Below are 12,649 nucleotides of genomic sequence, written 5' to 3' on the forward strand. Positions count from 1 at the left end.
GCTACACACATGCCGTGTGCAGGGACGCGTTCAGTGGACGTGAAACTTCCTGCTCGTCCGCCGTGTCCATGCCGAATGCAACGATGGAGCTATGGACGAATACAGGTTTCGGCCGGCCTCCGAGTTGCTGGGTTACACCCGGCTGTCGCCACCGAGACCCGGCGCCGAGTTGATCGACGTGACTCTTGGAGTCGATTCGCGTGCGCTGTGTACGTGGTTCGCGGGCACGGGCGACGGTTTTGATGCGCCTCCTGCGGATGTCGCAGCCGGACATCTTCGGCCTGCGGCCGATCCAGTCACCGTCACTCTCCAGGACAAGGAGGCTGGGGTTGTCCAAGTATGGGACATTCCGAATCCGGTGGTAGGTGCGTCCTACCGTGTACTGCCTGATGGTCACCTTCTCGCTTTCTCTGGGTACTCAGCGTATTACGAGCACGCGCAGAAGAACGCGTTGATTTACAACCGTCATGGTGCAATTGTTTCGTTGGATTCAATCGGGGTGGAGGTCACCGATGTTCGCACAACGGTGAACGGAGCTATCTGGATTGCTCACGATCGGGTCGAAGAAGGCGATCACTGGCGAGACGACTACGGCCTCGAGCGGTTTTCGGCCGACCTCGAGCTTCAGTGGAGAGCGGGCGAGGATGCCCAGGTCTACGCTGGACCCATGTCCGTGCTCGGTGACGACGTGGTCTTCTACGATAATGAGCACGATGCCCCATATTGTTCGGCGACTAGAAGTTGGTTGAGCCATCCGCCCGACGCCTCAGGATGGATACTTCATGATCCTGTGCGTTCCCAATGGGGAATCGTCGACGACGCTCCGCAAGACGGGGGCGACGTCTCCTCAAAAGAAATTGAGGTGACGCTGGGATGGGGCGATTGCGTTGGCGAGTGGAAACCATACTCGAAAGGATCTATCGTCCTTCCATTGGCTTCAGCACTTGAACGCACCCAAGTCGAATGTGACGCTTCTTCAGTCAACGTCTGGGTCGGCCAACGATGGTATTCGCTCTCACTGAACGACTTATTCAACGACAGCATCAGAACCACACCACCGAGGTTGCCTGATATTGCGTCAGAAGATCGCGGTGAGCCGCAGTGAGCTTCGATCGAGTGCGCGTCGACTTCGGCCAGAGTATTCGTCTGAGAGTTCCTCCGATGAGTGATCCGTATCCGAGGCTGTCCCTGGACCTGGTAGACGTCACTGCGGGACCGCGGGGAACGCTCCTTGCAATTTGGTGCGACGCCGTGGAACGACGCGAGTTGACCCGACCAGCGGCTCGTCGGGTCGCAGCGGCAGAGGCAACCAGCCTTCATTTGGAGGTAGTCGTTCAATATGCCCCCAATGGCGAACTCGTCGCCCAGTGGGAGATCTGGACCACCGCCGTCATGCTCGAGTATCGGCCGCTGGCTGAAGGCCGACTGCTGGGATACAGCCGGTGTTCGAGCGATGTCGACAATGTCTTCATCTATGACACTGATGGAACCGTCCGGTCGTCTGGGCGACTCGCCCAGGGGATCATCGACGTGGCCGTGCTCGACAACGAAGCAATGCTCGTCGCCTACGACCGATACTTCACAGATGATCTTGGCGCGGTGCTTGGGCTCGCAATGTATACACCGAATCTCGAACGAATGGACGTCGGAGACGGATCCGGCTATTTGCCTTCTCAGCTCACGGTGTCCGGTGACGCGGTGCAATTCTGGGACCGCAACAGCTCTCTGATCATCTCCTCTGAACGAGGGAAACCCATCTGGCCCGACCAGACTCAGCGATTCTTCGGTCCGTTGGAACCTGAATGGGTGCTTCACTCATTCGGAGCCGAGCGGTGGGCTCTCGTCGGGAGTGTGTCTTCGAGTTCGATTTCCGTCATCCTCGGGGTCGTTGAAGGTGGCCTTTGGCAGAGTGTCGGCGAGCTGTTGATCGATAAGCGGTCGTCATCGAACCATCGCGGGGAAGTGGTCAGTTGCAACGGCAGCACCCTCCACTATTGCATTGGTCGTCAGTGGCACACCTTGTCCATTGATGATCTTTTCGAAGAGTGGGAGAGCGAGCAGGCGCTCAAGCCATGAAATGACTCTGTTACCGCTCCCGCAGCTCGAGTGCCTCCCACGCGAACGTAGCCACCCAGTGCGACGACATGTACTCATCGGACACGGCAGCCTCAAACCCCGGTGCCATGAGCGCATCGACACGGGTCAGCATGCCTTTGGCCAGAGAATCGAGGTCGGACCTGTCATGGCGTTGGGCGATCTTCTCGAGCTGTGGGGCGAGGCGCATGATCGATGCCGCGACCGACAACCCCAAGCCATAGAGGTGGCTCTGCTGGCCGTCGGTGGGGTCGAGCACCTCGACCGGTGAGAGCGCGGGCGATTCGGGGGACAGCTCCGAGAGGAACGCCGGCAGCCACACGGCGAGCTCATCCTCGGTGAGGATCTCCGACATCAGGTCAGCTTCACACAGTCCTGCCGAGAGGAAGTCCTGACCGCTGCGCTCCTGACGGAAGTTCCAGTCCTTGTCCTCGGCATAGAAGCGTCGCGTCGCACCTGCGATGACCTCGACGACGTTCCGACGGCCCTGTGCGCGAGCGCCGAGGAGGATCCGACGCAGGCCGAACGCTGTGTTGGAATGCACCCCGTGCCGAACAGGCTCTGGAACATTGGGCAGCCACGCGACCACGAGATCGAACACCGTGTCCGCGAGAATTTGCGCGCCCTCAGTCAAGTCCCGCAGCTGCGGGTCCGAGCTGATCCGCAGCGCCTCGACGAGTTCGACCGCCCACGCCCATCCGTACGGCCGTTCCCACCCCGGATGGTCACGCAGGAACGCGGCCTCCGCAGTGAGTTTCACGGCACTGAGGTGCAGCTGCAGCAGCTCGATCGCCTCGTCGCGCCACGGCGCGTCCTGCGCCGCCTCGGTGTCGAGGAGTTTGACGAGCAGATAGTGCATGTGAACGCTCGAGTGCCAGTCGAACGAGTTCGCGAACGCGGGGTGCTTCTCGCTCGCGGGCACGATGTCGGCGAGGCTGTTCGCCACGTGATGCGCCGCGTAGGGATAGTCCTGCGTGATGTTCGTCAGCGCGACCTGCGCGAACGGATGAACGAAATCGGCGGGTGCAGTCATGCGTGAGTCCTCTTCGGCTGGGGTAATCCAACAGTAGTCGAGTGAAGTCGCATCATCCGACCAGACCGGCAAGCGTCGTTGACGTGAAACAGCCCCTCCGCCGAGGCGGTCGGACGTAAGCTGGTCCCCAACGGTTCGACCGCCCACCGAGAGGACGCTGCCATGACGAGTTCGCCCGCAGGGAGCCCTGCTGTCCAGGCTGTGTCCCTCCTCGAGGTTCGGGCATGACCGCGAGCACGGGCGGCGTCGACACGGAGGCCCACAAGGCCGCCGGCGGCAGCTGGCTCACCGTCATCATCGCCTTCGCGGCGAACCTCGCCGTCGCGATCGCGAAGACGATCGCCGCCGGCATGACCGGGTCGGCAGCCCTCGTCGCCGAGGCGGCCCACTCCTGGGCCGATGCCGGCAACGAAGTGTTCCTCCTCATCGCCGAACGCAAATCCTCCCGCCCCGCCGATGCCAAACATCCCCTCGGCTTCGGACGCGAGGCCTACGTGTGGTCGATGTTCGCGGCGTTCGGCATCTTCACGGTCGGCTCCGCCGTCTCGATCTGGCACGGGTTCCAGTCGCTGTTCTCCCACGAATCCAACGACAGCAACTATCTCGTCGGGTACATTGTGCTCGCGATCTCGTTCGTCCTCGAAGGATTCTCCTTCCTGCAGTCGGTGCGCCAGGCCAGAGGCCGGGCCGCGGAGCTGCGGCAGCCGGTCCTCCGCTATGTGCTCAAGGGCTCCAACCCGACGCTGCGGGCGGTCTTCGCCGAGGATGCCGCGGCCCTCATCGGACTCGTCATCGCGTTCCTCGCCATGTTCCTCCACCAGATCACCGGCATCGCCGCCTTCGACGCGATCGGTTCGATCCTCGTCGGCATCCTCCTCGGCATCGTCGCGATCGTCCTCATCGACCGCAACCGCCGCTACCTCGTCGGCGAGAACGTCACCCCGCGCATCCGCGACATGATCCTCCGCGCCCTCCTCGAGGACGAGGACATCGTCGAGGTCACCTACCTCCACGTCGAATTCGTCGGCTCGGGCAAGGTCTACGTCGTCGCCGCCGTCGACCTCGTCGGCGATGCGAAGGAGAGCCAGCTCGCGGTGCGCTTGCGCACCGTCGAACGTCACCTCGAGGAGAACCCCATGGTCCAGGAGGTCGTCCTCACCCCGTCGGCTCCCGGGGAGAAGCCGCTCGTGCCGCTGACGGATGTCTGAGCACACATCTTCCAGAATGGCTGGAATTGCTCTATAGCATGTAGCTATATTGGCTTCATGGGACGGTTCGACTCCGACGACGCACGCGATCTCATCCGGACTGCTCGGCTCGACGCTGGGTTGACGCAGGCAGAGCTCGCCGAACGCGCTGGTATGCGTCAGCCGACGATTGCCCAGATCGAATCGGGCAGTCGGAAGATCTCTCCGGAGACGCTCGAACGGATCCTGCAGGCAGCTGACTATCGACCGGCGCTCGCGCTCGAACGTGTCGTCAGTCAGGTTCGGGACATCGCGGCGGAACTCGGCCTGCGCAACGTCAGGGTGTTCGGGTCGGTGGCACGCAACGAAGACGGCTATGACAGCGATATCGACCTCGTCGTCTCCGCCGACGATGGGGTGGACCTGTTCGATCTGGCGTATTTCGGTGAGCGGGTCCGCCAGATCACCGGCTTCCCCGTTGACGTCGTCGTCGACAACGGGCCCGTGCCACCGGGCTGGGACGTGTTGCGTGAGGCGGTTCCGGTATGACCGGCTCCGACTCGTCCAGGGATGATTACTCGGCCGGGCGGCGCCGCAGCCGACGGAATAATCCGAACTTCGACCGTGAGAGCATTCGGGAGGAGCTGACTCGAATCCTCCAACGCGCACAGGCCGTCGCCTCGACCCCGCGCCATGAGTTCGTCGATGGTGCGCCGTCCTACGATGTCGCGAGTATGGTGATCATTCGTCTGGCCTCATTGACTGAACGTGCAGAATTCGCTCCGTGGCTTGACGAGTTGACCCCGATGGAGGTCACCGCGATCAGGGCGACCCGGAACATTGCTGCCCACGCCGGGTATGCGCCAATGAACAACGAGGTCTTCTGGAATGCTGTGACGGTTCGTGTTCCGGAGATCATCGGCCGTCTGCTCAAGCGCTGAAGTTCGCACGATGTTCCCTCCTGACCCTCACCCGTCGAAGAGATCCCGGATGTCGTCTGCGGTGATCTCCCGGCTGAACGCCTGCCCGTCCCCGCCCGACGGCCCGCCTAGCAACGCCGCCGGCCCCGACGCCCCCGAGCCCGACGCCGGCCCGGACCTCGCCTCGTCGCCTTCACTCATCAGCGAATCGAAGAGCTCCGCCTTCTTCCGCTGCAGCCCGAGCACCTTCTCCTCGATCGTGCCCTCGGTGACATAGCGGTAGACGATGACGTGCTTCGTCTGCCCGATGCGATGCGCACGGTCGATCGCCTGATTCTCCGCCGCCGGATTCCACCACGGATCCATGAGGAAGACGTAGTCCGCCTCGGTGAGGGTGAGACCGAACCCGCCGGCCTTGAGACTGATGAGGAACACCGGCGCCGCCCCCGCGCGGAACGATTCGACGACCTCGGCGCGATTGCGGGTCGACCCATCGAGCATGACGGAGGGGACACCGCGACGATCGAGCTCCTCGGCGACATGATCGAGGAACGACGTGAACTGACTGAACACGATCGACCGATGCCCTTCGGCAATGACCTCGTCGAGGTGGTCGAGGAGCGCAGTGAGCTTGCTCGAGGGCACCTCGGCGTGCTCGGCATCGACGATGCGCGGATCGAGCGCGAGCATCCGCAGCAGGGTCAGTGACCGGAAGACGATGAACCGCTGCCGGTCGTAGTCGGATTCGATGAAGCCGAGGATCTTCTTCCGCTCCTTCTGCAGGATCCGATCGTAGAGCTTCCGGTGCGCGGCCGAGAGCTCGACGGTGATGACCTGCTCCTGCTTCTCCGGCAGATCGGCGGCGACGAGGTCCTTCGTCCGGCGCATCATGAACGGCCTGATCCGTCGCTGCAGACGCTGCATCCGCCCCGGATTCTCCCCGCCTTCGATCGGCCGCACGTACTCCTCCTCGAACCGGTGCGGCGAGGGGAAGAGACCGGGCGCGGTGATCGCGAGCAGCGACCAGACGTCGCGCAGCGAATTCTCCAACGGCGTGCCCGTGAGCGCGAGGCGGAACGGTGCCCGCACCGCCTTCGCCGCCTGGTGGACCTGCGAGGACGCGTTCTTGACGAACTGCGCCTCATCGAGGACGAGCCCCGCCCACTCCAGGCCGGCGATCTCGTCCTCATCGAGGCGGAGGATCGCGTACGAGACGACGATGACATCGGCACCGGCGGCCGCCTCGGCGACGGACGTGCCCCGCTTCTTCGTCGACTCACCGACGACGCGGACATCGAGGTCAGGGGTGTGCATCCCGGCCTCCTGAGCCCAGACCGGGACCACCGAGGTGGGGGCGACGACGAGGAACGGCGGCTCCGTGCCGGCGGCCTTGCGACGCGCATGGGCGATGAGCGCGAGCGTCTGCAGGGTCTTGCCGAGCCCCATGTCGTCGGCGAGGATCCCGCCGAGGCGGCACCGGTGCAGCAGTGCGAGCCAGCGGAACCCCTGCACCTGATACGGCCGGAGGGTGACCCCGTTCAGGTGCGGCACCGGGGTGGCGGGAAGCCGGTCGAGCTCGGTGAGGGCCCGCGCGGACTCCCGCCAGGTCACGGCGGGTTCGGCCTCGTCGGCGAGGTCCTCGAACTCCGACCACAGACCGACGTGGAGGCGACTGATCTTCGGGGCGCCCGGTTCCCATTCGGGGATGAGGTCCGCCTCGGCGAGGAGGGCCTTGATCCGGTCGAAGACGGGCCGGTCGAGGGTGAGGAACGTGTCGTCGACGACCTTGATCTTCTTCGCCCCCTTCGCGAGCGCGGTGAAGAGCTTGGCGAAGGGGATCGGCGTGCCGCCCACGGTGATCTGGAAGCCGAGGTCGAACCAGTCGTTCTTCTCCGACTCGACCGACGTGATCTTCACGCTCGGATCGCCGCCGAGCTCACGGTACGGCTGCCGCCTGCCGCGGGTGATGACCGTGACATGGTCGATCTCCTCGAGGCCGGGGAGGATGTTCGCGACGAAATCCGCGGTGTCGGCGTCGTCGAGGTCGACGTCGGTCGGGGTGGTGGGGAACTCGGCCCCAGGGTCGGTCAGCGCGAACCGGGCGAGGTGGGTGCTCACCTCGGCAAGGACCGCGGCTTCGTGCTCGTGGTCCCGACGCTCGTCGCCGAGGCGGTTGTCGCCGAGGCGGTCGACCGGCCGGACCGGGAGCCTGCGACGCGGCCCCGAGTACTCCCAGTACCAGCGCACGCTCAGCCTGTCCGCGGTCCCGAAGGTGAGGAAGAGAACGAGACGGGGGTCCCTGAAGTGCGGAAACGTCACGGAATCATCGGAGCTCACGACCTGCGCGGAGGTGCGCATCAGCGGGTAGTACTCCGCGAAGAACTCCTCGGCCTCGGCGGCGGGAATAGTGATCGGGCCGGGGGAGGAGAAGACCGGCATCGCCGAGGCGGTCGTCGGCGCCGCCGCCGGGGCGAGGGTGACGGTGAAGCCGGAGCGGGTGTCGACGCCGAAGAATCCGTGCGTCCAGATCGGCTTGGCCAACCCCGTGGCGAATTCGCGCTCATCGATCGTCACCTGCGGTTGGACGCGGAGACGACCGGGCACCCGGGCGACGTCGATGAGGGCGTGGGCACTCCGCCCGATGCGGACGTCCATGCCCTGGTTGACGCCGACGAATGCGATCCCGAGTTCGGCCCCGTGGGCGAAGATGTCCCAGATCAGCGGGGTGTGGAAATCGCCGAGGTGGTACGGCGCACCGTCGGGCGTGAAGTCGGTCTTGTCGCGGGTGCGCAGGCCCGCGAGCTGGGAGAACCACTCCTGGTGGCGCGGGTCGACCCCGAACTGCGTCGTCATGCGGTCGATCGTGCGCCACGTCAGCGACTTCTTCACCCAGTTCCCGGACTCGCTGAGGACGAGCGGACGGATCGCCAAGGTCGGGTTCGCCCGCGGACTCACGGCAGTCCGCGTCAGCAGCACCGAGCGCCGCGGTTCGTACCACGTGCGGGGCACGACCTCGATGAGCTCGAATCCGAGGGCCACGGGCGTGTGGTCCTGCGGCTTCACCTCGGCGAAGGAGGCGAACGTCGTGCGCCAATCGGTGTGGACGCTCTCAGACCGCCGAGGCTGCGGCGAAGTCGGACGATCGGTAGGCACGAGCCCATCCTCTCACCCCGGCCTGACACGGGGCCGCTTCTACGGCAGCAGGCCCGTCTCCTGCGCCTCGATGACCGCGGCGTACCGGGTGCGGGCATTGAGCTTCGCCATGAGCGCCTTCATATACGCCTTGACGGTGAGCACGGTGAGACCGAGCGCCTCGGCGACCTCCCGGTTCGTCATGCCCGTCGCCACGAGCGCGAGGACATCGGTCTCCCGCTCGGTCAGCGACACCGGCACCGTCGGCTCACGCTTCTCCGGCATCGCGAGACCCTCGGCGATCTCGCGCAGCTCCCGGCGCAGGCGACCGTCGGTGACCGCGGCACTGAGTGTCCGCAGCTCCCCATGAACGGCGCGGATCCGGGTGAGCAGAGTGCGGGCCGCCTCGGCGTCGCACTCGAGCCGCTGCGCACGGGCGACGATGAGCGCGTGCTCGAGTTCGCGGGCTTCGTCGGTCAAGGTCGAGAGGATGCGGTCGGCGATGACGGCGTCGCTGCGGAACGCGGCATAGAGAACGACGGTAGTCTCACGGTCGACGACGACCGGGGCCGCAGCGATCGCCCGCAGACGCTCAGCCCGGATCACCCCGTCGTAGTGGTGGGAGATCGCTTCCGAGGCGACATAGTCGGCCACGGCCAGAGGCCGCCGCAGGGCGACCGTGCGACCGCCGAGCCCCGCATCGTAGGTCAGCGTGACACCTGGAAGCGCACCGACGGTGGGCCCGAAGAAATGGGAGAGGAGCAGACCGCGGGAGTCGTCGACCACCCCACCGAAGGCGAGGTCGACACCGGTGCCGGTGCGCACGCGATCGAGCGACCGTCGAATGCGCTCGTCGTGCTCCGTGCTCATCGCCGCCCCGTTCTCGCTCCATCGCCTCGGCAGCAGCCACTGCCCACTTCGGAGGGTAGTCAACGATGCGCGCATTGCCTAGTCTCACATCAAACTCTCGCTTCACCGGCGCACGGTACCACGGTGCCGTCGAGACAGGACGATGACGACCGATACTGAGGAGAGCGCAATGAACGAGGCAATGACGACCGGGCAGGTGGACGAGGACGTCGCGGTGGCGCCTGCCCCGTGGCAGGACCATCCCGACATCGTGGCCGAGGTCGAGGAGCTGCGCCGCCGGTTCGCGGGCGCCGATCTCTGCCTCGCCGAGGTGCTCTGTGACAGTCGCCCGGCAGCCGACACCGCGTTCGTCTGCGTCGACGAGCGGCTCGACCCCTACCGCCTCACTTTCGGCGAACTCGCCGATCGCTCAAAACGCCTCGCCGCGCTGCTCCGCGAACTCGGCGTCGGACGCGGATCGCGAGTCGGCGTCCTCATGGAGAAGACGCGGCAGCTGCCGATCGTCCTCATGGCACTCTGGCGCCTCGGCGCGGTCGAAGTCCCCCTGTTCACCGCCTTCGCCGGACCGGCGATCGCGACCCGAGTGACCGGGGCCGATGCCGTGCTCATCGTCGCCGACGCCGCCCAGCAGCCCAAACTCGAGGGCATCGATGTTCCCGTGCTCGGGACGGGTGCCGACCTCGACCGGGCGATCGCTGCGCGTGAACCGCTCGACTCCGCCGAGGCGATCGGCGGGGATGGTCTGTTCCTCCAGCTCTACACCTCCGGCACCACGGGCACTCCCAAGGCCGTGGGGGTGCCGGGCTCCGCGCTCGCCGCGTTCGTCGCCTACATGCGCTACGGTCTCGGCGTCACCGAGGCGACGTGTTCTGGAACGCGGCCGATCCCGGCTGGGCCTACGGCCTCTACTACGGCATCGTCGGACCGCTCGCGATCGGTGTGCCCAACATCCTCTTCGCCGGCGGCTTCGATCCCGCGACGACCGGGCGCCTGCTCGACGAGCTGCAGGTGTCGAACCTCGCGGCCGCGCCCACCATCTACCGGGCTTTGAAGAAGACGGGCATCACCGCTGCCGCACCCCTGCGTGCAGCCTCCTCGGCGGGAGAGCCGCTTACGGCAGACGTCGTCGACTGGGCACCGGGGGCGCTCGGGGTGACGGTGCGCGACCACTGGGGACAGACCGAGCAGGGTATGGCCATCGGCAACGCGTGGGACGAGCGCCTGCGCTCCACGGTCGCCGACCGGTCGATGGGGCAGGCGCTGCCCGGGTTCGTCGCCGGCACGACCGGCGGATCGATCACCCTCTCGGTCGAGGACAGCCCGCTGATGTGGTTCACCGGCTACGTCGACGCCCCGCGCCAGACGGCGGAGCGCTTCACGCCCGACCGCCGGTGGTACTTCACCGGGGATATGGGCCGCGCGGAGGGACCGGACTTCTTCTTCGCCTCCCGTGACGACGACATCATCCTGGCCGCCGGCTACCGAATCGCCCCGTTCGACATCGAGAGCATCCTCGTCACCGACGACGCCGTCGTCGAGGCTGCCGTCGTCGGGCGCCCGGACGAGGTCCGCGGCGAGGTCATCGAGGCATTCGTCGTCCTCGGGGAGTCCGCCGACGCCGACGATCTCGTCGCGCGGCTGCAGAACGCCGTGCGCACCACGTACGGCGCACATGCGTACCCGCGCCGAGTCCACATCGTCGACGAGCTGCCGAAGACGCCGAGCGGGAAGATCCAGCGATTCGTCCTCCGAGATCTCGACGTCTGAGCCGCCCCGTAGGATGGTGGGGATGACGGATGCAGCGCGCGACAGATCCCACACCCCCACCCCTGCGGTGCTCGGGGCCCTGCTGCTCGCGACCGCGCGCACGACCGACACGGCATCGACCGACCCTGGACCGGCGGGCACCACCGGAGGGCTCGATGCGCCGGATGAGACGATCCTCGCCGAGGTGGAGGCGACGCTGTCCGCCCAGTTCCCCGACGACGCGGCACTCGTCGCTCGCACCGTCACCGAGGTGGCCGAGGCGATCGGCTCCATCCGCCGTCGTGTCGCGAAGCCCGGTCTGACCGCGGCACGCTACGACGCCGAGCGCACCGCACTGCTGCGCCACCTCGGGATCGGCTCGGGCAAGGGCGCGAGCCTCTGGCCGCCGACGAGTCAGACCGCCGTGCAGCGGTTCGGATCGTGGAACGATGCGCTCACGGCGGCGGGACTGGCGACGAGCAGCACGGGCCGGGCGAAGGGGCAGCTGCGCTTCGACGCCGCTGCCTACGATCGGGCGATCGCCGCGTTCGTCGCCGACTGCGAATCCCGCGGCGTCGGCGCCACGTACAAGGAGTACGGGGAGTACGCGACGGCGCACAAGGGCGAGGTGCCCTCGGCTGCCGCGGTGCGGAAGTTCTACGGAAGCTGGAACGCGGCGCTCGCCTCGGCGACCTGACCCGATCGCGGAACCACCGCCGCGGCGAGATCGACGACATCGATGTCGACCCGATCTGACGGCATCGACGGCCTGACCTCGACGGCCGCCTGCCCAGTGATCGCGGGGCACGCGCCGGGAAACGCCCGACCGCGTGATCCGACACGGCAAGTTCACCTGGGTGAAACTCCGGGAAAAATCCTTGAAAAATGTGCGTGAGGTTTGTAGTGTCACTGCGTCTGTACAGGTGGAATGGAACCAAGCAGGCCTGCCGGTCTGCAGGCTCCGTTCCCTAGAGAGAAGGATGGAAACATGGTTGTCATCGGCTGGATCATCGTCGGACTGCTCGCGGGAGCGCTCGCGAAGCTCATTCTGCCCGGCAAGCAGGGTGGTGGCTGGATCAGCACCATCATCCTCGGTGTCATCGGCGCCTTCGTCGGTGGACTTCTCTTCGGCCTCTTCGGCGGCAAGGGAATCGGCGCAGTCTTCTCGGATCCCTGGTCGTGGGGTTCGTTCTTCATCGCCGTCATCGGCGCGATCGTGTTCTCGTTCATCTGGGGACTGATCATCAAGAACCGCAGCAAGAACGCTGCCTGACCACGATCCGGTCTCTTCCGGATCACCTGTTGGAACAACGAAAGGAAATCGCCATGAGTGCGAAGGACAAGTTCGACAACAAGGCCCAGGAGCTCAAGGGCAAGGCCAAGGACGCCACCGGCAAGCTCATCAACAACGAGCAGATGCAGGCCGAGGGCAAGGCCGACCAGGCCGCCGCCGGCACCAAGCAGGCCGGTGAGAAGCTCAAGGACACCGCGAAGGACGTCACCGACCGTCGCTGAATGGCGGGCGCTGATCTCTGATCAGTGCGTCCTGGCTCCGGTGATCGCACACCGGGCACCGTCCCGGTCGCGCCGTGTCAACCGCGGCGGTCCGGGCAGCGCAGGGGCGAGTGCACTTAAGTGCACTCGCCCCTGGTGCGTTCTCAGCCGGT

General features: G+C 65.9%; 12 protein-coding genes and 1 pseudogene. 10 read left to right on the plus strand and 3 right to left on the minus strand.

All coding sequences use genetic code 11. The features are described 5' to 3' along the window. The first annotated feature begins 91 nt into the window (after positions 1–91). Together AC2W7K_RS10805 and AC2W7K_RS10810 are read left to right on the plus strand one after the other, a co-directional pair. On the plus strand, positions 92–1,105 hold the full coding sequence (locus AC2W7K_RS10805; protein WP_486006148.1) for a hypothetical protein: 1,014 nt from the start codon (positions 92–94) through the stop codon (positions 1,103–1,105). A gap of 146 nt (positions 1,106–1,251) precedes the next feature. Next, positions 1,252–2,076 carry a hypothetical protein gene (locus tag AC2W7K_RS10810; protein ID WP_486006149.1) on the plus strand — a complete coding sequence of 275 codons (825 nt, stop codon included), beginning with the start codon at positions 1,252–1,254 and terminating at the stop codon, positions 2,074–2,076. A gap of 10 nt (positions 2,077–2,086) precedes the next feature. Here the strand turns inward: AC2W7K_RS10810 and AC2W7K_RS10815 are convergent, their stop codons facing one another. Next, on the minus strand, positions 2,087–3,274 hold the full coding sequence (locus AC2W7K_RS10815; RefSeq protein ID WP_486006150.1) for a DUF2891 family protein: 1,188 nt from the start codon (positions 3,272–3,274) through the stop codon (positions 2,087–2,089). Between the two features lie 77 nt (positions 3,275–3,351). On the opposite strand from AC2W7K_RS10815, the gene AC2W7K_RS10820 reads away from it, so the two are divergent. Genes AC2W7K_RS10820 through AC2W7K_RS10830 form a run of 3 tightly spaced genes read left to right on the plus strand, consistent with a single transcriptional unit; the run spans position 3,352 to position 5,255 of the window. Then, positions 3,352–4,335, plus strand: coding sequence for a cation diffusion facilitator family transporter (locus AC2W7K_RS10820; protein WP_486006151.1), 984 nt, complete (start codon positions 3,352–3,354; stop codon positions 4,333–4,335). A gap of 57 nt (positions 4,336–4,392) precedes the next feature. Continuing rightward, complete coding sequence (locus AC2W7K_RS10825) at positions 4,393–4,863, plus strand: helix-turn-helix domain-containing protein (protein ID WP_486006152.1); 471 nt, start codon at positions 4,393–4,395, stop codon at positions 4,861–4,863. Then, positions 4,860–5,255, plus strand: a complete 396-nt coding sequence (locus AC2W7K_RS10830) for an antitoxin (RefSeq protein WP_486006153.1) — start codon at positions 4,860–4,862, stop codon at positions 5,253–5,255. Before AC2W7K_RS10825 ends, AC2W7K_RS10830 begins: the two co-directional genes overlap by 4 nt. 27 nt (positions 5,256–5,282) lie before the next feature. Here the strand turns inward: AC2W7K_RS10830 and AC2W7K_RS10835 are convergent, their stop codons facing one another. Together AC2W7K_RS10835 and AC2W7K_RS10840 are read right to left on the minus strand one after the other, a co-directional pair. Beyond that, the gene (locus tag AC2W7K_RS10835; RefSeq protein ID WP_486006154.1) at positions 5,283–8,387 is read right to left on the minus strand and encodes a DEAD/DEAH box helicase; all 3,105 of its coding nucleotides are present in this window, start codon (positions 8,385–8,387) and stop codon (positions 5,283–5,285) included. A 39-nt stretch (positions 8,388–8,426) separates the two neighbouring features. Beyond that, positions 8,427–9,236 carry a LuxR C-terminal-related transcriptional regulator gene (locus AC2W7K_RS10840; protein WP_486006155.1) on the minus strand — a complete coding sequence of 270 codons (810 nt, stop codon included), beginning with the start codon at positions 9,234–9,236 and terminating at the stop codon, positions 8,427–8,429. Positions 9,237–9,417: 181 nt separating this feature from the next. On the opposite strand from AC2W7K_RS10840, the pseudogene AC2W7K_RS10845 reads away from it, so the two are divergent. From AC2W7K_RS10845 to AC2W7K_RS10865, 5 genes and pseudogenes are all read left to right on the plus strand, one after another. Further along, positions 9,418–10,011: pseudogene (locus tag AC2W7K_RS10845) on the plus strand (AMP-binding protein); the annotation flags it as partial. A gap of 89 nt (positions 10,012–10,100) precedes the next feature. Then, positions 10,101–11,003, plus strand: a complete 903-nt coding sequence (locus tag AC2W7K_RS10850) for an AMP-binding enzyme (protein ID WP_486006156.1) — start codon at positions 10,101–10,103, stop codon at positions 11,001–11,003. A gap of 22 nt (positions 11,004–11,025) precedes the next feature. Next, entirely contained in the window at positions 11,026–11,679 is a 654-nt protein-coding gene (locus AC2W7K_RS10855; RefSeq protein WP_486006157.1) for a homing endonuclease associated repeat-containing protein, read from the plus strand. A 291-nt stretch (positions 11,680–11,970) separates the two neighbouring features. After that, positions 11,971–12,255, plus strand: coding sequence for a GlsB/YeaQ/YmgE family stress response membrane protein (locus AC2W7K_RS10860; protein ID WP_198500289.1), 285 nt, complete (start codon positions 11,971–11,973; stop codon positions 12,253–12,255). Positions 12,256–12,308: 53 nt separating this feature from the next. After that, positions 12,309–12,497 carry a CsbD family protein gene (locus AC2W7K_RS10865; RefSeq protein ID WP_137826597.1) on the plus strand — a complete coding sequence of 63 codons (189 nt, stop codon included), beginning with the start codon at positions 12,309–12,311 and terminating at the stop codon, positions 12,495–12,497. Positions 12,498–12,649 lie beyond the last annotated feature (152 nt).

The organism is Brevibacterium sp. LAARM2_SD2, from assembly GCF_057364785.1.

Bases quoted from the DNA above. Each gene is read 5' to 3' on its own strand.
- AC2W7K_RS10820 (WP_486006151.1), top strand. From the start codon at position 3,352: ATGACCGCGAGCACGGGCGGCGTCGACACGGAGGCCCACAAGGCCGCC.
- AC2W7K_RS10840 (WP_486006155.1), bottom strand. From the start codon at position 9,236: ATGAGCACGGAGCACGACGAGCGCATTCGACGGTCGCTCGATCGCGTG.
- AC2W7K_RS10865 (WP_137826597.1), top strand. From the start codon at position 12,309: ATGAGTGCGAAGGACAAGTTCGACAACAAGGCCCAGGAGCTCAAGGGC.
- AC2W7K_RS10860 (WP_198500289.1), top strand. From the start codon at position 11,971: ATGGTTGTCATCGGCTGGATCATCGTCGGACTGCTCGCGGGAGCGCTC.
- AC2W7K_RS10825 (WP_486006152.1), top strand. From the start codon at position 4,393: ATGGGACGGTTCGACTCCGACGACGCACGCGATCTCATCCGGACTGCT.
- AC2W7K_RS10855 (WP_486006157.1), top strand. From the start codon at position 11,026: ATGACGGATGCAGCGCGCGACAGATCCCACACCCCCACCCCTGCGGTG.
- AC2W7K_RS10805 (WP_486006148.1), top strand. From the start codon at position 92: ATGGACGAATACAGGTTTCGGCCGGCCTCCGAGTTGCTGGGTTACACC.
- AC2W7K_RS10830 (WP_486006153.1), top strand. From the start codon at position 4,860: ATGACCGGCTCCGACTCGTCCAGGGATGATTACTCGGCCGGGCGGCGC.